15 protein-coding genes are annotated in these 23214 nt (G+C 54.4%); 13 read left to right on the plus strand and 2 right to left on the minus strand.

All coding sequences use genetic code 11. The features are described from left to right. Nucleotides 1-6: 6 nt before the first annotated feature. The 10 genes from OHL19_RS07695 (at nucleotide 7) to OHL19_RS07740 (ending at nucleotide 17799) form a co-directional block, all read left to right on the plus strand. Nucleotides 7-4002 carry a hypothetical protein gene (locus tag OHL19_RS07695; protein WP_263357059.1) on the plus strand — a complete coding sequence of 1332 codons (3996 nt, stop codon included), beginning with the start codon at nucleotides 7-9 and terminating at the stop codon, nucleotides 4000-4002. A 62-nt stretch (nucleotides 4003-4064) separates the two neighbouring features. Beyond that, nucleotides 4065-5984 carry a hypothetical protein gene (locus OHL19_RS07700; RefSeq protein WP_263357060.1) on the plus strand — a complete coding sequence of 640 codons (1920 nt, stop codon included), beginning with the start codon at nucleotides 4065-4067 and terminating at the stop codon, nucleotides 5982-5984. 65 nt (nucleotides 5985-6049) lie between these two features. After that, the gene (locus OHL19_RS07705; RefSeq protein ID WP_263357061.1) at nucleotides 6050-7957 is read left to right on the plus strand and encodes a hypothetical protein; all 1908 of its coding nucleotides are present in this window, start codon (nucleotides 6050-6052) and stop codon (nucleotides 7955-7957) included. A 54-nt stretch (nucleotides 7958-8011) separates the two neighbouring features. Beyond that, on the plus strand, nucleotides 8012-12196 hold the full coding sequence (locus OHL19_RS07710) for a TonB-dependent receptor (RefSeq protein ID WP_263357062.1): 4185 nt from the start codon (nucleotides 8012-8014) through the stop codon (nucleotides 12194-12196). A 17-nt stretch (nucleotides 12197-12213) separates the two neighbouring features. Beyond that, nucleotides 12214-13641 (plus strand): hypothetical protein, encoded by a 1428-nt coding sequence (locus OHL19_RS07715; protein WP_263357063.1) that lies wholly within the window; start codon nucleotides 12214-12216, stop codon nucleotides 13639-13641. A gap of 234 nt (nucleotides 13642-13875) precedes the next feature. After that, nucleotides 13876-14874, plus strand: a complete 999-nt coding sequence (locus OHL19_RS07720; protein WP_263357064.1) for a zinc-dependent alcohol dehydrogenase family protein — start codon at nucleotides 13876-13878, stop codon at nucleotides 14872-14874. An 83-nt stretch (nucleotides 14875-14957) separates the two neighbouring features. Then, nucleotides 14958-16673 carry a carboxylesterase/lipase family protein gene (locus OHL19_RS07725; protein ID WP_263357065.1) on the plus strand — a complete coding sequence of 572 codons (1716 nt, stop codon included), beginning with the start codon at nucleotides 14958-14960 and terminating at the stop codon, nucleotides 16671-16673. A gap of 156 nt (nucleotides 16674-16829) precedes the next feature. Further along, nucleotides 16830-17282, plus strand: coding sequence for a MarR family winged helix-turn-helix transcriptional regulator (locus OHL19_RS07730; RefSeq protein WP_263357066.1), 453 nt, complete (start codon nucleotides 16830-16832; stop codon nucleotides 17280-17282). A 56-nt stretch (nucleotides 17283-17338) separates the two neighbouring features. Further along, the gene (locus tag OHL19_RS07735; RefSeq protein WP_263357067.1) at nucleotides 17339-17467 is read left to right on the plus strand and encodes a hypothetical protein; all 129 of its coding nucleotides are present in this window, start codon (nucleotides 17339-17341) and stop codon (nucleotides 17465-17467) included. A 2-nt stretch (nucleotides 17468-17469) separates the two neighbouring features. Continuing rightward, nucleotides 17470-17799: a hypothetical protein gene (locus tag OHL19_RS07740; RefSeq protein ID WP_263357068.1), complete on the plus strand. Its 330-nt coding sequence runs from the start codon at nucleotides 17470-17472 to the stop codon at nucleotides 17797-17799. A gap of 54 nt (nucleotides 17800-17853) precedes the next feature. Here the strand turns inward: OHL19_RS07740 and OHL19_RS07745 are convergent, their stop codons facing one another. Beyond that, nucleotides 17854-18654: a HugZ family pyridoxamine 5'-phosphate oxidase gene (locus tag OHL19_RS07745; protein WP_263357069.1), complete on the minus strand. Its 801-nt coding sequence runs from the start codon at nucleotides 18652-18654 to the stop codon at nucleotides 17854-17856. A gap of 256 nt (nucleotides 18655-18910) precedes the next feature. Here OHL19_RS07745 and OHL19_RS07750 point away from each other — a divergent pair, with 256 nt between their 5' ends. Continuing rightward, entirely contained in the window at nucleotides 18911-19474 is a 564-nt protein-coding gene (locus OHL19_RS07750) for a thioredoxin family protein (protein WP_263357070.1), read from the plus strand. A 91-nt stretch (nucleotides 19475-19565) separates the two neighbouring features. On the opposite strand, the gene bshB1 is transcribed toward OHL19_RS07750, so the two are convergent. Beyond that, nucleotides 19566-20315: a bacillithiol biosynthesis deacetylase BshB1 gene (gene bshB1 / locus OHL19_RS07755; protein WP_263357071.1), complete on the minus strand. Its 750-nt coding sequence runs from the start codon at nucleotides 20313-20315 to the stop codon at nucleotides 19566-19568. Nucleotides 20316-20654: 339 nt separating this feature from the next. Here bshB1 and rpiA point away from each other — a divergent pair, with 339 nt between their 5' ends. After that, nucleotides 20655-21332: a ribose-5-phosphate isomerase RpiA gene (rpiA, locus tag OHL19_RS07760; RefSeq protein ID WP_263357072.1), complete on the plus strand. Its 678-nt coding sequence runs from the start codon at nucleotides 20655-20657 to the stop codon at nucleotides 21330-21332. Nucleotides 21333-21597: 265 nt separating this feature from the next. After that, a complete protein-coding gene (locus tag OHL19_RS07765) occupies nucleotides 21598-23166 on the plus strand; it encodes a CRTAC1 family protein (RefSeq protein WP_263357073.1) in 1569 nt (522 codons plus the stop codon). Nucleotides 23167-23214 lie beyond the last annotated feature (48 nt).

A 23214-nucleotide genomic window follows, 5' to 3' on the forward strand; every position in this document is an offset into this window, starting at 1 on the left:
TTCGGCATGCTGCCAATGTTTATTCAAAAGTTATCGCTGAAATCTGCATATGCCGGGCGAGGTATGCGAGAGCCGGGATGGTTCATGCGGGTTCATCTGTGTGCTGCCGTCTGCGTGGTTGTATCCGCCATTCTGATTACCGGTTGCGGTAGTTCCAGTATTGGTTCCGGTCCAGTTTCTGGTTCAGGAGCAAAGGCTGGTTCTATCGTGGTCGCCAGTACGAACGGCGGGACGAATGCGGTGAACTCGCTTGCGATAGCTTCTGCGGTGACGCTCAGCATGATGCCGTCAGGCGACAGTATTAACGCGGGTGTCGATTGGACTGTGACCTGCGGTGGTAATCCTGTTACCGGCAGCATCACCAATGGCGCATGCGGTACGCTGGCTCCGGCCCACACGGGCGATGGAGCAGTTACGCTGTTTACCGCGCCATCGGTGGTTCCGCTGGGGGATACGGTCACTATCACCGCAACGGTGACCAGCAATCCCTCGCAGAGTAAAACTGTGAGCCTGGCTGTTATCTCATCGCCTATCACGATCTCTTTCGCAAACCCGGCGCCAAATTCGCTTCAGGTCAATACTTCGTTCCAGCTTACGGGGCAGATAACGGGCGATCCGACGGGAGCAGGGATGGCCTTTACAGCAACCTGCGGATCTAGCGCCTGTGGATCATTTTCTATAACGAGTGCCCCAGCTCCGATTAGTGTTGGAGCCCCGAATATCCAGATCAGCACGATTTATAGAGCACCCTCCATTGTGCCGGAAGGGGGTACGGTTACAGTTACCGCTACCTCGCTGGCTGATACAAGCAAGTCTGCGAGCGCAACGATAACCATCACGCCGATAGCAACCGGGCCGGTTACACCTGTGAGCGTCAGCGTTTCGCCAGCGAGCGTCAATGTGCAAACTTCGGGCCCGTCTCATGTGGCTCATCTGACTGCTGTGGTTGCAAACGATCCGGCAATGGCCGGTGTTGACTGGACGGTCAGCTGCGGAGGATCGAGTTGCGGAACTGTGTCGCCATCTCACTCAGCGAGTGGGGCTTCGGTGAGCTACACCGGGCCTTCCTCCATTCCTACGGGCGGAACGGTGACAATCACGGCAGCGTCCACAACCGATCCAACGAAGACTGCTACGACTATCGCGACGATTGTTACGACTGTCACGAATGTTGTAACGATGTCTTCCAAGCCGCCTACAACTCTGTCTGTGGGATCGCAGGCTACTCTCGCAGCCACCGTCACGCCCAATAGCGGCAGTGCTGGTGTGAACTGGACAGCTACCTGCGGTACTGCAGGGGCATGCGGCAGCTTCAATCTTTCTCCGGCACATACCGCAACTGGGGGGCAGATTACTTATACCGCTCCTGCGACTCTTCCGGAAGGCGGCACAGTAACGATCACGGCTTCCTTTGCGGGATCGACGTCTTCGAATCCAGCTGTTGCTGTCGTCACGATCACCGCTCCGCCTTCGGTTTCATTCCAGAAGGCGCCGCCCGCAACGTTGATGGCAACGAGTCAGGCTGCTGTGAGCGCCACGGTCGTCAACGATGTTGCGCCGGGAGGAGTGAGTTGGACAGTGCAATGTGGCAACAGCGTCGCAGGAGGTTGCGGCTGGATCGCGCCTTTGCAGACAGCAAGCGGAGTGACTGCCACATACACTGCGCCACCCGTCACTACGACTGGAACCTCTGTGACGATCACGGCGACATCGATTGCCGATCCCACTGCGTCCATCACTTCCTCTCCGATTGTGATTCAGCCGTCTACGAACCTCTCTATTGAGTTCATTCCGACGGCTCCGGCGCATGTTCAGACAAGTGGGACGGTGAATCTGGCTGCCGCTGTCAGCAACGATTCGACCAATGCCGGTGTCGATTGGCAGGTGTGCGGCAACGGCTGTGGCTTCTTCACAACAACGCCCGCGATTCCGGCTATTACCACGCCAACGACCGTGATTCCTGCGGTTCCAGCGGTGACAGCGACGACGGTGACAGGATGGCAGAACAATCGGCCTCTTATATACACGGCGCCCTCGCAATCCCCAACATCCGGCTCTGTCGTCGTTCTGGTTGCTGCACATGCAAATCCGGCAGCAGCTACATCTGCGACCTTTGCGATTGATTCGATACCCGGCAATCCATCGTTTCAAGGTGTTGTGCAGGCGGGAACGCAGCCTGTCGTTGGGGCCTCTGTAGCTTTGTATGCCGCAGGGACCAGTGGCTATGCGTCTGCGGCATCACAGATACTTCTGGCGCCTGTTACCGATAAGTCGGGCAACTTTACCATGCCTGCGTATAACTGCCCGCAGCCGAACAGCCAGATGTACCTTGTTGCCACAGGCGGGCAAGTCGGCGGCAATAATGCAAATCCGAATCTTAAAGCAAATCCGAATCTTGCCCTGATGACTGTACTAGGAAGCTGCGGTAGCATCGGTGCCGGTCCCTTCATTATGAATGAGGTTACGACTGTTGCCTCTGCTTATGCGACGTCTCCCTTCGCGGCTAACGATGCTCTTACGGGAAACAGCAGTTATCTCTATCTCGGAGCGAGCAGCAGCAATCTATCCGGTCTTGCGAATGCGTTTACCGCGGCGAGTAATCTGGCCGACATATCTACAGGCCAGGCGAGGTTCGAGGTTCCATCAGGAAATGCAGCGGTGCCCTATGTGCAGATCAATACTCTGGCCGATGCTCTGAATACCTGCGCGACAAGCCCAGGCGGGCAGGTGGGGGATGGAAGCGTCTGCGGCCTGTTGTTCTACGATACGAATCTGCTCGGTACCGGCTCATTCAATGGCTCCGTCGCGCCGGCTGATACTTTGCAGGCTGCCTTCAACATTGCGCAGCATCCGATCTCGAATAACTATGGCTATCGGTTGGACAGGGGCGCGGGAGACGGGACGGGTTCTCTATTCAGCCTGGCGACACTTGATTCTCCATTCCAGCCTATTCTTGCGGCGAGACCGGTCGACTGGTCGCTGTCGCTGAACTACACCGCTGGCGGAGGGTTATCCAGCACAAGTGTGGTGGGTTCGTTTGCTGAAGACGCCGCGGGTAATCTCTGGATTACGGATCAGAATGCAGGCAGTGTTATCGAGTGGAGTTCGGTAGGCGCCGCGCTTTCTCCATCTGCTGGATTCTCTGCGGGTGGAGGTCCTATCGCCATCGATGCGATGGGCAATGTGTGGGTCTCTGGCCGCAGCAATCTTACCGAGTTAACCAGCCTTGGCACACCGGTACCGGGCAGCCCCTACGCAGGTGTGCCTGATGGTGGCAATGATATCTCCATCGATGCACTGGGCAATCTGTGGATCAGTGACAGCGGCGGAGTCGATGAGTTCACCAGCTTTGGCGTGCCGGTCTCGCCGAGTGGAGGCTTCACGAACTCCGGCGTCGTTAACCTCACCACCGTGGACATCGACAGCTCTGACAATGTCTGGCTTGGGGCTGGTCCAGCGAATGGCAGCCAGGGTCTGGTTGCTGAACTGGCAAATCCTGGTGGTCAGTTGATTGTCGATGGAGTGTATGGGCCAGTCCTGCCACAGATGGCTGCGGATGGTGCAGGCGATCTTTGGGTCGTAACGCCTGGTAATTTCTATAAGATCCCGCCCTACGCAGGCAGAGGAGCGACTCTGGATGGGGCGATTCTTCCAACAGGCGGTACCGATTCCGAGAATAATCGCCTCTATCTGAATAGTCCCGGAGGCATCGCGATCGATGGTGCCGGGATTGTATGGGCTCCTGGTGCCGGTGGCGATGAAGTAAACCTTGTTCCGCCGGGCCTGCTTCCTATTGACACTAGTTCTGCTTATACGAGCGCCATATCTTATTTCTCTCCCGAGCTGGCGGCTGGGACTCTACGAGCTGCCGTGGATGGCTCAGGCAATGTCTGGGTGCTGCTCGCTAATAACACCGTGGTGGAATATGTCGGCGTTGCAACCCCGGTGGTAGCTCCTCTTGCCCTGGGCGTCATGAACCATAAATTGGCGGCGAAACCATGAAAAAGCGCTGTGAGTTGCAATCTGCAGAGTGCCTATATCAATGCCCTGAAGAAAAGGAAGCAATGGAAACTCAAATTCGTATACCCAGGTCAAGGAAGAATTTTGCTGCGCGGTTGTTTCGCCTGGCTTACCCATCAGGGATTGCTTTGCTGGCAGCCGGCCTGCTTGCCGTTTCCGGTTGTTCTTCGGGTAGCTCCTCTGCGAAGCCGCAGGTGGGCGTGATTGCATTCACCGATGTGAATGGCACTCCGCTGACAACACCTCCCACGGCGCTCACTGCGGGCCAGGGAGCCTATCTCGATGTGAACGTGACGAACGACCCGCATCTGCTAGGCGCGAACTGGGGCGTTTATTGCGGAAGCCAACTACCCCCGGGTACGCCACTGCCTCCGGGGCAGATACAGGATCCATCCTGCGGCACTTTCACGCCTGCCCACACGATGAGCGGTCCGATACCGAGTTATGTAACGAGCGGAGCAGGCTATATCTCGCTCTATAACGCGCCGGTCAATCCTCCAAAACAAGGAGTGGTTACGCTCTATGCCTATGCGACCAGCGATCACAGCGTGTTTTCGACCGTAACTCTTACGATTAACGCGATTCCTATTTCTATACAGTTCGCACCGCCTCCGCCGACCACGCTGGAAGCGGGTACAGGTGCGCAATTCAAGGCAGTGCTGAGCAATGATACTGCGAATGCCGGAGCGACCTGGAGCGCAATCTGCTCGGCAAGCGATTGCGGTTCCTTTAGCCCGGCAAAGACTGCGAGCGGAGGTGCGACAACATACACCGCACCTATCGGCGTGCCTACGGGAGGTACTGTGAAGGTGGTTGCAACTTCTGTGACAGATCCAACCAAAGCTGTCAGCGCAGTGATTCAGATTGAGCCGAACAGCATGAGTGCGGACACGATAGTTGCAGGCAGGTTGCAGGCTGCCCGCCAGCCTGTCAGCGATGCACAGGTCACTCTCTATGCAGCGGTAACGAACGAGACGGCACAGAACGGCGTTGCGAATTCAGGCAATGCTGCACCGGTAGCAGAAGCAGTAACAGATCAATTCGGTAACTTCTCTATCCCCAATACCTATGAGTGCCCAACACCAGATACACAGATGTACCTGATGACGGATGGAGGCAATGCCGGAGGCGGTACGAATCCTGATCTTGCGCTCATGGCGGCACTTGGCTCCTGCTCTACTCTTGCCACTTCGCACTTTGTGGTGAATGAAGCGACAACGGTTGCGGCGGTGTATGCGCTGAGCGGCTTCATGAGCGATCCGCAGCATGTCGGTTCTGCCGGTGCATCGCCTACTGGAATTGCGGCTGCATTCAGCACGGCCAGGGATCTTGTCGATGCCACAACGGGTTTGATTCGTGTGCGCACAGTTTCCGGCGAGGGCATTGTTCCGCAGGCAAAGATCGGTTCACTGGCGAACCTGCTGAGCGCTTGCGCGCAAACTGCCGGCTCTTCACAGGGAGATGGAAGTGTCTGCGATCAACTGTTCCGTGCTACGAACTTCTCTACGAATTCCGCTATGAGTTCCGGCGTGAACGCGAGTACAACCCAGGCAACGCAGGCGAAGAACACGGTACAGGCGTTGCTCGATCTTGCCAGGAACGCAATTGGCTCCGCCAGCCAACCGGATTCCTTTACTGCGCTGTATCAGCTTGCGTCATTGAGTGATTTCTTCGCACCTTCACTCTCGACGGAGCCTCGTGACTGGACGCTTGCGATTCAGTTTCCCACCGGACAGAAAAGTACCAGTGTCACTGCTCTGGAAGCGCAATCGACAAACAGCACAGCGGCAAATAATACGGGACCTAATACGGAATCCAATGCGGAACCCTCCACTGATTCTGCGGGAAACATCTGGGTTCACGGTAGTGGCAATGCGATGACGGAGTTTGTGGGTGGAGCATCGTGTACTGGAATGCCGAAGGCATTGATTGCGATTGCGGCCAGTTCGAGAAGTAATCCGTGAACATCCGGAGAAGACAGCGAACGCCATTTTCATTTATTGCGAAACGGGATCTGAGGAGAATACTGATGCACACGTTGAAGAAAATATTGGCTGCGACGCTTCTGACAACATGCGTTGCCATGCAGGCGCAGAGCGACGCAAACCAGCCGCCGGCAAAGCCAGCCAAAGCAAAGTCTGCCAAAGAGAAGCCGTTGAGCCGGGAAGAGCTTCTGCTGGAGCAGGTCAATGAGAAGTTCCACAAGCTCGATGATCTGAGCCAGAGGTATGAGGACCTGCAGCAGAGATTCGATGCAATGCAGAAGCAGATGGCTACACGCGATGCCGATCTGGAGCAGGCTCGCAAGGATGCGGCGGCAGCACGCGCAGAGGCTGCTGATGCGAAGCAGAAGCTCGAAACGACACAGCAGGCTATCGGTATCGATGGCTCTGGAGTGACGACGCTGCAGAAGGAAGTTGCGGACCTGAAGACTACTTCAACCTCACTTACCTCGAAGATCGAGACGACTCAGCAGGCGACGAAGAAACTTGAAAATCCTGATGTCATCCACTTTAAGGGTATAGATCTGAAGCCAGGCGGCTTCCTTGCGGCAGAGACTGTCGATCGCCAGCGAGCTATAGGCGGTGACGTCAATACGCAGTTCACCGGTATTCCTTTTGCGGGTTCGACAGCGGGCACTCTGTCGGAGTTCAATGCCAGCGGTCGCCAGTCACGCATCGCGCTGCTGGCTGAAGGCAAGCTGCCGTCAGCTACGTTGCGTGGATATTATGAAGCGGACTTTCTTTCGGCGGGAACTACCTCGAACAGCAATCAGAGCAACAGCTACACGCTGCGCCTGCGTCAGGCCTGGGCGCAGGCAGATTTGAATAGCGGATGGATGCTGACCGGAGGACAGATGTGGTCGCTTGCGACAGCCTATCGTCACGGCCTTGCGAACAACTCCGAAGCAATTCCGCTGACGATCGATGCGCAGTACAACGTCGGCTTCACATGGGAACGACAGTTCGGTTTTCGCGTCGTGAAGCGGCTTGGAGATAAGCTCTGGGTCGGCGGTGCTGTTGAAGCTGCACAGACGCTCAACATCGGCGGCCACAATCTCCCCACGCTTGTGTATCAACAGGCAGGCAATGGTGGTGGTCTCTATAATCCCACGGCGAACTACAGCTATAACGCAGCGCCGGATCTGATTGCCAAGTTGGCCTATGAGCCGGGCTGGGGCCACTTTGAGGTGTTTGGCATAGGCCGCTTCTTCCGCGATCGTGTCTACCCGAATGGTCCTTTGCCTCCGGGTGCTCAGCAGCCATCCACAACCTCAGCGCTGGGTGCGTTTACGGCCAAGACAGCGGGTGGGGGAATCGGAGCGAACGGACTGGTGTCGCTCTTCTCGAAGAAGCTGGATGTAGGCGCGCATATCCTGGTCGGCAATGGCATTGGTCGCTACAGCACTACGACACTGCCTGATGCGACGGCCAATCCTGATGGCTCACTGCATTTGCTGGTAGGTGGATCGGCGTTGGCTTCGCTTGAGTGGCACACGACGAAACGCCTCGATCTCTACGGTTACTACGGCGGCGAGTATGTCGGGCGTTCGTGGGCTGCGAGCGACTATCTGGACACCACTCCAGGCCCTACATTGGGCCAGCCGATTCTGATCGGCTATGGAGCTCCTACGAACAATGTTTCCGGTTGCTATCTCGAAGTGCTGCCTGTTTCTTCACCGAACGGCGGCGGCAACGTACCGGGTTCTGCCTCGAACTGCAATGCGGATAACCGCAATATCCAGGAGGGGACCTTCGGCTACTGGTTCCGCTTGTATCGCGGTACTCATGGAACACTGCAGCAGGGCATCCAGTACTCCTATGCGGAGCGGCATACCTGGCAAGGCATTGGTAATCCAGAAGCGAATCTGCCTAACTCTCCGAAAGCTATCGACAACATGTGGTTCACCTCTTTCCGCTACTACCTTCCGCAGTAGGGAAGATGTGCGAGCGATGCGAACCGGAACCATTACCAGGAGTTAAGGCATAACATGTTTCGTTTATTTCCCCGGCTACTGTTTGCTGTGGCGCTCATTGCTGTGCTGGGCAGCCTGTCCCTTCTCGGACAAAGCGCCACCGGTCGTTTTTCAGGCCAAGTTACCGATCAGGGCGGCAACGCCATCTCCGGTGCTACCGTCCAGATTGTCAATCAAGAGACTCTGGTCAAGCGGTCGACGAAGACGAATGCGTCAGGGGAATATGTCGTTCCGTCTTTACCTGAAGGAAACTATCAGATCATTGTGGAAGCGGACGGATTCAGCCGAAGAGCGAGCGAAGTCGTCAGGCTCTCGCCGGGGCAGGTCTTCGTCTTCAATGCCCAGATGTCAGTTGGCGGAATGAAAACTGAAGTTGAGGTTAGTGCCGGAGCGGGAGCGACTCTTGTCGAAACCAACACTGCCTCAATCTCCACGACCATGGGTCAGCAGGAAGTAGCCGGCTATGCTTTGAACGGTCGCAACTTCTCGCAGTTGATCACCATGGCGCCGGGTGTGAGCAACCAGACCGGACAGGATGAGGCGAAGGTTGGTGTGTCCGGAAGCGCAAAGTTCAGCGTGAACGGCGGTCGCGTGGAGTACAACACCTTTGAGGTGGACGGAAGCGACGTTCTCAATACCAGCATCAATGCCAGCCGCGGACAGGGCGAACCTTTGGTGGTATACCCCAGCATCGACGCCATTCAGGATATGAAGGTGCTCACCGCGGACTACAGTGCCCTTCATGGTAAGAGTTCATCGGGCAGCGTTCTGGTGACTACTAAATCCGGTACCGAAGCGTTTCACGGCAACGGCTACGGTTTTCTCCGCAACGAAATATTCAACGCCCGAAACTATTTCGATCAGCCCGATCCAGTTCCGGTAGGTTTTCAAGGAAAACGTACTTACCGGACGCCTTTATACCGGAGGCTTGATTTTGGCGCGACCATCGGTGGGCCACTTTTCATTCCGCATTTCTATAACAACAATAAGAACAGGACCTTTTTCTTTTTCTCAGAAGAGGTACGTCGCGAGAAGACTCCGGTTGATTACAACCAGGCTGTGCCGTCGATGGCGGAGCGTGGGCAAGGACAAACCATTCCCGGTATAGGCGACTTCTCCGATGTCTGTCCGATACCTAGCCCGGGGAAAGTTCTCACATCGAATCCATCGGCATATCCAGATTGTCCACAGGGGCCGGAGTTGCCTGGCAGCAGCGCTCTTTCGGTCGGCAATACAGTCTCAGTGGATTATGCCAGCGCGGCGATTCTCAATTCAGGCATCATCCCTGAGCCCAATTCTTCCAGCGGCTGTAACTCGACAAATCCTTCGCCGCTGGCTCATTGCTACGTCGGATCGGTTTCGCCGCCAACGCACTGGCGTGAAGAATTATTCCGCATAGACCATAACCTTACGGAGAAGGAACGCCTGTCTTTCCGTTATATCCATGATGCTTGGGATACGGTAACTCTCGTTCCCCAATGGGGCGTGGTCCAGAACAGCTTTCCTACCGTAGAGAACCAGCTTGATGGACCGGGTTTGAATATGATGCTCAGCCTGGCCCAGACTTTGCCACATGGCTTTATCAATCTTCTCTCTGCAAGTTATGAAGTGGAACATGTTTCACTGGCTCCTCTGCCGGGACCGGGTGTTACATCGCTCAAGAGGCCGGCAATTCTCGATAATCCGATATCGGCCGGAGCTGCTCCGATTCCGGGTACCATGGCATGCGGGCAATTGATGGCGCCCGGGGGCTCATACACTCCGCAGAGTTTCACCGCGTGCCCCTTCGGCTATATCTTCAGCAATGGCTATGGTGGGAATAAGCTGCCTGGCCTGGACTTCCAGGGGAATAATGGCGCCTATGGTGGACATGGTTTTGCTGCGGATACGGGGTATGCTCCGTGGAATCAGGCTAACCCTACTTTCAATCTGAGGGATGATGCCAGCAAGATCATTGGCAAGCACACGCTTCAGTTTGGTTTTGAAGGGACCTTTGTACAGCAGAATGAGTTGAGCGGTGTGACCGGTGCTAATTCCGGTGATCTGCAGGGCCTGCTTACCTTCAGCAATCAGCAGTCAATTTATACATCGGGCAATGCCTTCGCTGATTTTCTTGCAGGCCCGGGGTTCTCACCCAGCAATCCACTGATTGCTCCTCCGCTTGTGGGCCAGGGCGCAATCAAGAGCTTCACGCAAGATAGTGGTCAGGTTAAGTATTATAACCGCTACAAAATTGCGGAGTTGTATCTCCAGGACGATTGGCGGGTGAATTCCCGGCTGACGATCAATGCGGGTTTCCGTGCGAGCTTATTTGGCTCCTGGTATAACCCCAAGAGTACGGCTTATAACTGGAGGCCAGAGGCATTCAATCAGTCGATAGGCTCTTCTATCTATGTCGATCCGACGAATAGTTATCTTGTGAAAAAGAGCACCGGTCTCCCGGTTCCTCTAAATCGAAACGGACCTTACTCGCTTGCTTCGCTTGATTCTTCCATTACTAATGGATTGGTGCAGTGCGGGGCGGGTACTGTGCCAAACAGTTGCATGACGAACAAGCTTTTTCATCCTGCGCCACGTGTTGGATTCTCCTGGGATCCATGGGGCAACGGCAAGACTGCCATTCGTGCAGGCTACGGTCTTTATTGGGAACACGGCACTGGCTATGAAGCCAACGTTGGCTCTTTGATCGGCAGCGCACCGCTGGTATTGAGTGAGACGCAATCGAATGTTCGAAACTATAACTTGATTGGGCTTTCCTGCCAGGGAGGAACCACACAGTGCGGGAATACTGTCAGTCCAACAGGGGGAGCGACTTTTCCTCTGAACGTGACTTCAGTTCCGACAAAGGCAGTTTACTCGTATACACAGCAATGGAGCCTTAGCGTACAGCACGAAGTGCGCAAGGAGATGGTGGCGCAACTCGCTTATGTCGGTACAAAGGGCACGCATCTGACGGCCGTGCGCGATTTGAATCAATTGCAGCCGCTTAGCAACGCTCTCAATCCTTTTCAACCAGGCCAGCCTATTACGGCGGCGGTTTGTGGAAGCGGCGCTGGTGGTGGACCATTTTCTGTGGCAGGTGTGAATGGCGCATCAGGTGGACCGATCACTGTCCCTACTTCTCCGGGTATCAGCGCCGGTACTCCAGGCTACACAAATATGTTCGTTGCCTGTACAGGTAACCCGGGCTTTGGCACTGGGATTCCTCTGCAAAAACTTGGTATCAGCGCCGATGTCCTGCGCCCCTATCTGGGGTTCAGCAATATTATCTCAGTCGAAAACATCGCCGATTCGGAGTACAACGCATTCCAGGGAACGCTTCGCCAGACGACTGGACCTCTAACTGTGGGCGTGGCTTATACCTGGAGCCACTCGGTGGATGATGCTTCCGACCGGTCTTCAGCTAACTTTGCAAACTCGCTCGACATCCATTCCAACCACGCCAGTTCGGATTTCGATCAGCGGCACATGCTGAACGTCAACTACATTTACGATCTTCCGTTGCTGCGATTGCTGGATGGTTTCGTTCACCTGGTGGGAAGCGGCAGCGATCCATCAGAGAATGAATCTTCTGCTCAGGCCGATACGAAGCGGAACTTTGCTCCCCTCGAAAGGGAACTCATTGGCGGCTGGCAGCTCAGTGGCATAACAACATATCAGACCGGAACACCTTTCAGCGTGATTAACGGCGGCGGTTCGGATGGCACTGGTACGGCTGACAACGCTGGGGTGGGCGATGGGCTTGGCGTCGGCTCTTATGCGGACGTCATCGGCAATGCACGCGCCGGAAAACCGTTCGTAGGGCAAACCAGCAGCAACGTGGGGCCTCTTCTTCTCAACCCCAGAGCTTTCGCAGCGCCGCGTGGTCTTACCTTCGGAGATTCCGGTCGCAACTATCTCAATAATCCTTCGCGCATTAATTTCAATATGTCGATCTTCAAACATTTCAAGCCATTCCATGATCGTTTCGATATTGAGTTTCGTGCTGAGGCCTTCAACGTTTTCAATCACACGCAGTTTCGGATTACTGATCCTGCGAACCCTGGAAACACTGGAAATAATGTCATCAACTGTTACGGCACGCAGACTGAACTCTACTCTGCTGGAGCGTCCGGTTGCCTTACCGGCAACTCCTTTCTGCATCCGGTGGATGCGCACGACCCGCGCATCCTGCAGTTCGCTCTGAAGGGTAACTTTTAGTTATGGAGAAGATCGTCATGCAGCACTTAATGCCGCAGAGTGAGTGGTTCGGAAGACTGGCAGTCAAGGTTCGTTTGCTGGGTGGAGTATCGCTGGTTTTTTGTATCGCCGGATGCGGCGGTTCTTCCTCATCCAAGACGACTGCGCCGCCTCAGCCCCAACCTCAGACATACCTTGCGCCAGCCGTGGCTTACACGGTTGAAGGAAGACCCGCAGATCCTAGTATCGCAACCTACACCGTGGATGATATCGCGGATCATTTTTCGCAGAACATAGACACATCGCAGGGTCCGCAGGTGCTGAATTATGGGGATTTCAAGGCATTGCCGAATGATCTTCTCAGCCTGGGGACAACCACTACCTATAGCCAATTGGACAGTAGCTATGTCGCCACCACCTATCCTCAGCCTCTGCCCGGCTGGGCGATTGAGTTGCCCAATCAGGCAGGAGGGCTGGTGCAGGTGCAGGGGCTACCCGTTGCTCCAATGGTAGCTGCTACAAGCTGCCCGAGCATTACAACTCCACAGACCTGGCAATTCGTGACAATACCTGCTGCTCTATTCCCTTCCGATTTAGGCCAGGAGGTTACGTTCACCTGGAATCCGATGACGGAAACTGCGTATGGCAGCGTGGACATCAGTACCAGCGGCAGCACCGTTACCCTTGATCATATTCAGCAGTTTACGCTGCCTTCTGAAGGTGGATCGGGGCTGCCGGCCATACCTGTTGGTTCTCCTATAATGGCAAGCTGTGGGCCAACTTTCTATGGAAACACCATCAGCATTCCAGACCCACTCCTTATTACGGATCCCGGTCAGGGCGGAGGCCAGTTAGTACAGCCCGCCGCTGTGATGGGAATTGGACCGACTGGTCTGCTTGTTGAAAACAACGGAAGCGATAGCTTCCACAATGTATTTACGAATCTCTACCAGAATGCCCTCGGGGCGGGTACAGGCGCTATCGGTCTACCCAAGCCGTCAAGCGCTGTGGACACCGGCACTCTGGTCGGTGCGCAGTATCGCGGTTTTATCTATGGTGCGGGACTTTATGCTGGCCCCGGTGCTGCCGGTACAGGATGGTCCTCCCATGTGGCGTCCTTTGGCTTTTCCAGTGTGCCGTCCAGTTGCGCCTCGGTTGCTGCCGCCACCAGTACGCTGATTTACGGCGGAGATTTTCCGAATGATGATCCCTCCACTTCTCCTGTTAGCAACTGCGACTTTGCCATCGATCTGGGACCACAGGACACGGCGAACTCCGGCCTGTACCGCCAGGCAACGGTATGGGTCGGCGGTGCCAAGGGCGCGAGCTATCCGACGAATACGACCGGGCAAAGTTATTCCTTTCATGCTGTCGCAATTGCAGGGCAGTTGAATGGTAAGTACGCAATTTTCGTTATTGGGGTCGATTCCACTCAGCCTTGGGAGATTGATCTGCTGCCGAATTGAGGCGTTGGATTGGTAGATTAATTCCGTTCATCGGGTGGACCGCATCATTTCGCTGCACTCTTGCTGAGAAGCAGCCTCGTAACTTGATTCGCGCCTTGATTCATATCCGGAACGGCGTACCGCCGGAAGAGAGAAAGGCTCTCAGGGGCGAAAGTGAAACCAGTTGGGAGATTGTTGCGTCCTCAACGTTAGAGTCTCATCTAAAAGAGGCATCTGTATTTATAAGGGGTATGCATGTCCAGTGCAGTAACGATCGTTCGCTTTCATAAGACCGGGTCCGCTGATGTTCTTCAGTTTGATCAAATCCCTCTTCCCGAGCCCGGTCAGGGTGAAGTCCGCATTCGCGTCAAAGCTCTCGGACTTAACCGCGCCGAGATTATGTTCCGCAATGGCCAATATCTCGAGACTCCGGTGTCTCCATCCAAGAATGGCTACGAGGCCTCCGGAATTATTGAAGCGGTAGGCCCGGATGTCGATTCCAAATGGATCGGTAAGGCTGTGAGCACTGTACCTGGAACTTTCAAACTCAACGAGCATGGAGTTTATGGCGAAGTCGCGGTTGTTCCTTTTCATGGGATAGCCGAATATCCCTCAACCCTCTCGTATGAAGAGGGCGCATCCATCTGGATGCAGTACCTCACCGCATATGGTGCGCTTGTTTGGCTCGGTAAGATTGCCAAAGGAGACTTCATTGTTATCACCGCGGCCAGCAGTAGTGTAGGCGTGGCTGCGATTGAGATTGCCAAGGCAGAGGGCGCTATCAGCATCGCGGTCACTCGAACTGCTACGAAGAAGGCAAAGCTACTCGAACTTGGAGCAGATCACGTCATCGTTACCGATGAAGAAGACCTGGTCGTCCGAGTTAACGAGATCACCTCGGGCAAAGGCGCGCGGATCGTCTTCGATCCGATTGGTGGAAAGATTCTAGAATCGCTCGCTGCTGCGACAGCTCCCAAGGGCACGATCTTCGAGTACGGAGCCCTGGCTCCCGAACCCACTCCTTACCCTCTGTTCACGGCACTCGCCAAGTACCTTACTATCCGTGCTTATACACTCTTTGAGGTGACACCCGATCCTATATTCCCCAAGGCGAAGCAATATATTTTCGACCATCTTGCTTCGGGTGCTTTCAAGCCCATTATTGATAAGAGATTTCGTTTCGCTGAAATTGTAGAAGCCCATCGCTATATGGAATCCAACGCGCAAATCGGTAAGATCGTCGTCACGCTATAAATCAACGCGAAAGGGTGGGTGCATAGCGGCGTGTGCGACCTGAAAGAACCAACGACGCCGCTGTTTATAAATTAGGAGAAATAATGAGTTACAAATACAACGCCGCTACATGGTGGAAACGATGGAGCGGATTCCAAATGGTTATGCTGATCGTGATGGTTGCGTTAGCGTCGTTTTCGCAGGCGGCGCGTGCACAGGAAACAAGATTACCTGCACAAGCGATACAACCTCAGCCGGGATTGCCGCTGGCGCCGGTTGTGAAGGCTTCGGCAGGCCCGGTGCAGGGGCTTGATAACCACGGTGTCTCCGAGTATCTGGGCATTCCATACGCGCAACCACCTGTTGGCGATCTGCGCTGGCAGCCGCCGTTGCCTTATCCTCAATGGATAGGGACACGGGAAGCGACGCACTTCGGTGCAACCTGCGCGCAGATCACGACGCTTGGGGCGTTTGCCGGTCCGCCGAACAGTAATGAGGATTGCCTCTATCTCAATGTCTTTACGCCTAAGCAGGCTGGCAGCAAGAAGCTGGCAGTGCTGGTATGGATTCATGGAGGCGGCAATTTCGATGGTGAGAGCAATGACTACGATGCGAGCAAACTCGCTTCGAAGGGCAACCTGATTGTCGTTACTCTCAACTATCGGCTGGGCCTGTTGGGCTGGCTGGCCAATCCGGCACTGGACCATGAGGGGCATGCGTTCGGCAACTACGGCCTGCTGGATCAGCAGTTGGCGCTGAAGTGGGTGCAGAGGAACATTGCATCCTTTGGCGGCGACCCGAGGAAGGTGGCTCTTGGCGGTCAATCCGCAGGATCAATCGATGCGTCGGCCAATGTGGTTTCGCAACTGGCGACGGGTCTGTTCAACCGCGCGATCTTCGAGAGCGTCCTGATCGACTCGATTTCATTGAGCGCTGGAGAAAAGCTGGGAAGCGCATTCTCGACGGCTGCCGGGTGCGGCACTGGTTCTGGCCCCGATGTTGCTACCTGCTTACGGCGCTTGCCTGTAGAGGCCATCCTGCGGTTGCAAGGGACAGAAAGCGCGAACGGTCCCTACGTCACTACTGCTCCAATTGCGGATGGCACGATTGTGCCGAGCCAGGGATTGTTCGATGCGTTGAAGAAGGGCAAGTTCGCGCACATGCCCATGATGAGTGGCTTTACGCATGACGAATACAATTTCCCAATCGCGATTAACGAGTATTTTTCCGCGACGCCACAAACGCCTGTTTCCGAAGCGGATGTGAGGAAGTATGTGGAGACAACTTATGCCGCGAATGCTTCAAAGGTGCTTGCAGCTTACGATTTAAGCGCTTACGCCACTCCTCAAATAGCGCTCGATGCGATGGGTACCGGATCGCTCATTTGTCCGCAGCAGGCTGTGAACGCGACACTGTCTTCGCAGGTTCCGCTCTATGCCTATGAGTTCAACGATCGGACGGCTCCCTTCTTTTTCCCGGAGTTGCCAGGCTTTCAGTCGCTGGCGTATCACACGGCTGACATTCAGTATTTGTTCTCCGGATATCATGGCGGCACGCGAGGAATAACGCATCCGCTTAACAGCGCGCAGGAGCAGCTTTCGGACGAGTTAGTGATGGCCTGGGCGAATTTTGCGAGGACGGGCAATCCAAACCGTGCGGGAGATCGGGCTGGAGATCGACCGTGGCCGCGCTACGATGTTCGCAAGCCCCGATCTTCGTTTTATCTGTCGGAAGACATTCCAGCTTCATCTCTGCGGACGGCTAATCAGATCTCCGAGGAGCATCAGTGCAAGCTCTGGGATAGTTTGCAGCTCCCTTGATGGCTGAATATTTATCTACAGACGAACTCCAGGTCTACTCTCTGTTGCGGTTTCACGGCAGAGAGTAGGCCTGGGAGAGTACATGATAACGAGGTGTGATTATTAGAGTTATACATAAAACTGTACAGATAACTGTATATATGAAAAAATCCATTTATGAATGATCGAGCAGGTGTTTCCCGGGATGAGCGGGCTTCTGCACTTGCAGCAGAACTTCGTGCGAGCTTTGGGAAGCTGAAGCGAAAACTACGCGAACAAGGTGGGCGAAGTGATTTAAAGCCTTCCCATGCCTCTGTCGTTCTTCGTCTTGAAAAGGACGGCCCTGCGGCTGTATCGAGCCTCGCCCGAGCTGAGGGCATGCGTCCTCAGTCTATGAGTGTCATCATCACATCCTTGCTGGAAGCCGGATTAGTGAAAGGCTCTCCAGACCCGAATGACGGGCGGCAGACCTTGATTTCGCTCTCCAGAAAATGCGAGAAGCTGCTCCAGAAAGGTCGCGCCACAACTCAGGATTGGCTCACAACCACAATTCAGAACAAGCTCTCCAATCAGGAACAGGAAACGCTTGCCGCCGCCGTCAGCCTGCTCACGCGACTCATCGAGGATTGATGTGCCCCCGTGCAGAAACGCAACGCTCATCCCATCCCATTCGAGGAAAACACCGAATGCCCGTTACGACACTTGATGCAAAGACCGCCCTCATTGTCGTCGATTTTCAGAAGGGTATTCTCAACTCACTCTTTATTCACCCTATCGCTGATGTGATCGAGCGAACTCGCACCAGGAGCGCATAATTATGAACTGGCTTTATTTTGTGTCGTACTTCTTCGGGGGAATTTTCCTGACCAACGCTATTCCGCATTTTGTCAGCGGAATGATGGGACAGCCTTTCCAATCACCCTTTGCGAAGCCTCCCGGCGAAGGTCTTTCCTCATCTACTGTGAACGTTCTCTGGGGCTTTTTTAACGCCGTCGTCGGGTATCTTCTCGTGGTTCGCGTTGGCAACTTTGATCTGAGATCGATAAGCGACGTTCTTGCACTTGCGGTTGGCGCACTGCTGATTAGCCTGTTCTCGGCACGGCATTTCGGCCAGTTTCATGGGGGTAATTCGCCGGAACGTTCCTAAAGAACCCAGCAGGTGCTTTCAGGGTTTGAGCATCTTCAATTTCCGTGTGTCGGTCTACGAGAGCTTGGGTTCGGCTGTTTGAACCATTTCCACGAGTACCTTGCGAGTTTCGTCGGCGTTCTGCACTGCGCGGAGGAAGTTGATTCGTGTTCCCTTCATCCCGTCTGCTGTTTTCAAGCGAAGGTGAAACCCAAGGCGGTCGACTGCTGTCATTGTAGCTTCGCTGGCTTCGAGGTTCGAGTGGGCCCTGGCCAGCAGAATCATCGCGGGGACGTGGTCCGTATTCATGTGGCTCAGAATCCTCGGGGCGGCCTCCGCTAGAGGATCGATCTTTGCGATGAGATAGTCATCTGCGGTCACCCACCCCATCACGCCGAAGCCGCCTACGTAATAGATGTCGAGGGGTTGCAGACGATAAAAACCGAAGTCTTTGAAATCGACCCAGGAACGGCTGTTCTCATACCGTGCAAGATAGCGCTCGCGAGCCGCGGAGTTTTCTTCCTCGGGTACGGGGAGGACATCGCCGACCAGAGTAGCTCGTGCAGTGCCGAGTGGATCGCCATCGCCCGCCTGACTCACAAACAAACTGGCGCGCGGATCTGCCTGAAGGTTCTGGGTGTGCATTGCCATGTTGCTGATTAGGAAGATAGGCCGTCCGCTCTCGTCGATTGCATAAGGCATGAGAGATCCGAACGGGTAGCCTGGCCGCTTCAGCGATATAGTCGACAATGTCGCGATGGTACCAAGCGAGACCAGAGTGCGCACCCGCTCGGCGTAACTGGGCTCTGGAAGCTGAGATGCGCTCGGATCGGTATATGCGTGCCTGCGAGGGGATACGGACTCTGTTGTAGACATTCGTGTTTGACTCCTACGTCTATGGTACGTCGGCCGGAACGCCGATCTTGCGGCGCTAAGGATTGGATCGCGACAGCTCATCTTTAGACAGTTCGGATCAAGACGAGCCTTCACTTGTTCTCTCTATTTAACTTTTGCAGGTGTTCCACTCTCGCTCTCTAACAAAATTCAACCAAGAGCTCTGTCGGCGCGTCAGATAGACAGATGGCTGGTCTCGGCTGGCCGTGACTTTATCTTTTTGGGAGCTGCAACAACGATGTCAAACTTTTTAGATGTCTTCTCTACCGCACTTCCTTATAGCGAATACCTAGCGACGGGCACTGAGGAACAGCAACGCCGCTGGACGCAGGTCTATGACATTGCGCAGCTCGATGCTACGCAACAGCAACTAGTAGCCGGCTTTGAGCGAGAGATGAAAATTCTGGTTCATAGCGGCATCTGGTGCGGAGATTGCGTCGAGCAGTGCCCGTTGATTGAGCGCATCGCCGAAGCGAATTCTGCAAAGATCGATTTACGGTTCGCTGAACGCCAGATGACCGGTGAGCTTGCTGAAGACTTGCGCGTCAATGGAGGAAGCCGGGTTCCCGTGGTTCAATTCTTCTCTGAAGACGGATTGTGGTGCGCCACGGTGGGAGATCGGACCCTCAATCGCTATCGAGCTCTTGCCTTGAAGCGGCTTGGCCCTAGCTGCCCAACGGGGATTCTTCCTCCCGAAAAAAGTGAAGTAGAGGCGACGCTCGCAGACTGGCTCAACGAGGTCGAGCGCGTGCAGCTTATGCTGCGTCTGACTCCCAGGCTGCGGGAGAAACATCAGGATTAGGTGAGGATAAAGATAGCGGCTGCCGGTGAACATGTTCTACGCTGTACTCATTGCTGTTCGATCTGGAACAGCAATGCAGCGACTGATTTAACTACCGGAGTGAAGGAAGATCACTGATTGAGCCAAGCCGCAAAGGAGCCTCGCTCACGAATGCTTCCCCGTGATGGACGCCGATCAGAGAACCGAAAAACCGATCGCGAGATTCCAGCCCGAATAAATAATCGTTCATTCCTACCGGCACCACACCAAAGCCCTCGGCTGTTTTTGAAAATTGCGAGGCGTGCATACGAAGCAGTTCGAGTTTACGGTCGTAGACCTCGGAAATGTCGACGACCATGCCAGGTTGCGTGAAGTGGTGCAAAAGGTAATACAGGTAAGCCGAAGACTTGTGTGGAGGATTTGGATCGTTCGACTTTTTCAGCGTGCAATAGATAGCGGCATTCCGGATGAGGTTTCCAGTCGCGGCATGATCTGGATGACGGTCTGTCCAATAGGGCGCCAGCACCATCTTCGGACGCCATCTTCGAATGACACTCGCAATTTTCTTTCGGTTCTCTACGGAGTCGATGACTCCGCAATCCGGTAGATTGAGGTTTTCACGAAACCGGGCACCGACCGAGAATGCGGCGTCCTGCGCCTCTTTATCGCGTTCCTCAGTCGTACCTCGAGACCCCATTTCACCCCGAGTGAGATCCACGATACCGAATGAAGTGCCAGATGCCTGGAGCTTTAATACTGTTCCGCCTGCCCCCCATTCGACATCATCAGGATGCGCACCGAAGAGCAAAATGTCTACCCGGGTCTCATCATTCTGGAGTTGGTTCTGTTTCGCGTCTGCCATCTTCTTTCGATATTACATCTCGGGGTCAAGACAGCACTGCAGCAATCACCTTTGCGTGAGAGGCAGGGTCTCTGCACCAGCTTTGTAGCCGGTAGATATATCGTTCGCCTATCCAGCCTTGCTGCCGATGGAAATTCTTATTGAAATGAGCAACTTAATCGCGTGATTTAATAATGCTCAGCCTCGCGAATAAAGCACATTTTTCACGGTGCTTTCTCCCCTACTCCATCCCGTAACTTTGGGAGTACTTGGCGGTGCGTCGGCTAGAGCGACTTTCATGCATCGAATTCGCGGGCACAAAAGATGGCAAGACTGCATGGAAACATCTAACATGCTGATATGACAGCTACAGAGGCGAAGCTCTTGGTTGCAAAACGAGCGACCGAGTTTATTGAAGACGGGATGGCGGTTGGACTTGGCACCGGGTCGACGGCTACGCAGTTCATACAGCAACTTGCTCTTCGCGTAGAGCAAGGGTTGCGAATACGTTGTGTTGGATCTTCAAAGGCCAGCCATGATCTGGCCAAATCTCTTTCTATTGAGATGACCACATTTCGCGAGACTCCAGTTTTAGATGTTGCCGTTGATGGAGCGGATGAGATCGGTCCTGGGTTGGCTTTGATTAAAGGCGGCGGTGGTGCTCTTTTGCGCGAAAAGATCGTGATCAGCGCAGCTCGATCTTTCATCGTCATCGCGGATTCGTCGAAGATTGTCGACCGCCTCGGGCGTTTTCCATTACCGGTCGAAGTGATTCAGATGGCGACGCCTTTAGTTGAGCGGAAGGTACGAGATCTCGGTCTGGAACCGACTCTGCGGCGAGACAAGGATGGTAGTCCCCATGTGACGGACGAGGGAAACTACATCCTCGATTGCGCTTGCGGGCAGATTGCTGATCCAGAGCAATTGGCTGCTTCAATTCGCGGAATTGTTGGTGTGGTGGAACATGGTTTGTTCCTGGGTATGGCGACGCGGGCGCTTATTGCGTCGGACGAAGGAGTCATCGAGAAAATGCCATAGGCATTTGCTACCAGCAATGTATCGGCGACGCCGCGACCTCGATTCATATAAGACGCCGCAGCCTGGATTCATATAAATTCATTGCATGCATAGCCGTGTGCCTGGGATGCCGACGAAATCAAGGCGGACAATACTTGAGTCGCGGCGGCGGTTTTTTAGACAACTTACGGTAGGATGCGGGGCACTACTGCTGCCACGGTTGCCTGCCTGGGGTGATGCGTCCACTGCTCGATCGTCAGGCCTATTTGAAGAGGTCTCTGCTGTGGTGAGCGGCATACATTGGGTCCACACTGCAGGCATGTCGGCCATGAAGTATCTGCCCGAGAGCAGCGGTGCAGGCTGCGCTTTTCTTGATTACGACAACGATGGCTGGATGGATATCTATCTTGTCAACAGCGGCAAGTGTGATTTTTATAATCCACTAAAGCCTCTGCGTAATGCGCTCTATCGCAACAATCGCGACGGCACATTTACAGATGTGACTGAGAAGGCTGGCGTGGGTGGCGGCGGCTATGGCATGGGCGTTGCGGTAGGGGACTGCAACGGCGATGGTTTGCCTGATATCTATGTGACGCAGTATGGACGAAATATTCTGTACCGCAACAACGGCGATGGAACTTTCACGGATATTACGGAAAGAGCGGGCGTCGGAGCTACGGGTTGGAGTACGAGCGCCGTTTGGTTTGATTATGACAACGATGGGCGGCTCGATCTTTTCGTCTGCCAGTTCTGCGAATTCGACAAGAGCATGAGCTGTCCGGTTGATCCAGATGGAACGCGGCATTACTGTATCCCGCGCCCATTCAAGCCGCGTCATAGCTGGCTCTTTCACAACAATGGCGACGGTACATTTACGGATGTAAGCAAAGAGACCGGTATTGCGGAGCATCTGGGTAAAGCGTGGGGAGCCGTGGCTGCGGATCTCAATAACGACGGCCGCCTGGATTTATTTGTCTCCAATGATACGGTTGAAAATTTCCTATTCATGAATACTGGGAAGAAGTTTGAAGAAACCGGTCTTACTGCGAATGTTGCTTATAGCACTGCTGGTTTTGCGCGCTCTGGAATGGGCGTAGATGCCGCTGATTTTAATGAGGACGGATGGACGGATCTCTTTGTTGCGAACATCAACGATGAGATTTTTTCGCTCTATAAAAACAATCATGATGGCACGTTTGATGATGTCGCAACGTCGATGGGTGTAGGCAGCGCTACGCGATGGATGAGCGGATGGGGATTGAAGTTTTTTGATTATGACAAGGATGGGAATCTCGACCTGATGTTATCGAATGGATTTCCAGATGACATGGTTGAGCGGGAATCTCATTTTGTTACTTACAAGGAGCCGCTGCTACTGTTTCATAACGAAGGCAATACGTTCCGAAATGTAAGTGAGCAGGGAGGTATGGTCTTCACTCGGAAGTTTGCTTCCCGTGGGCTTGCAACGGGGGATTTCAACAATGATGGCGCTATCGATGTGCTAATCAATGTAAATGATGCGGCTCCTCTACTGCTCAAAAACAATGCGGGGGCAGGCAATCACTGGCTTGGTGTGAAGCTGGTGGGCCGTAAGTGCAATACGGATGCTATCGGCGCGTGTGTGAGTTATCAGGCGGGAGATAGGATTCGCCATCGCATGAAAATTGGGGGCGGAAGTTTTCTGTCAGCGCACGATCCGCGATTGGTGCTCGGTGCTGGTGCGCACGCTAAGATCGACTGGGTTGAAGTGTCATGGCCGCAACCGAGTGGAGTGGTGGAGCGGTTTACGAACCTGCCGATCGATCGCTATATCGCCCTGGTTGAGGGTACTGGTCAAACAATAAAAAAGCCCTGAGCAAAAGTTCTGAGCAGTCGAATCATTCGATCTACTGCTCAGAACTTC

This window comes from Acidicapsa ligni, assembly GCF_025685655.1.
In the GTDB taxonomy this organism is placed as follows: Bacteria; Acidobacteriota; Terriglobia; order Terriglobales; family Acidobacteriaceae; genus Acidicapsa; species Acidicapsa ligni.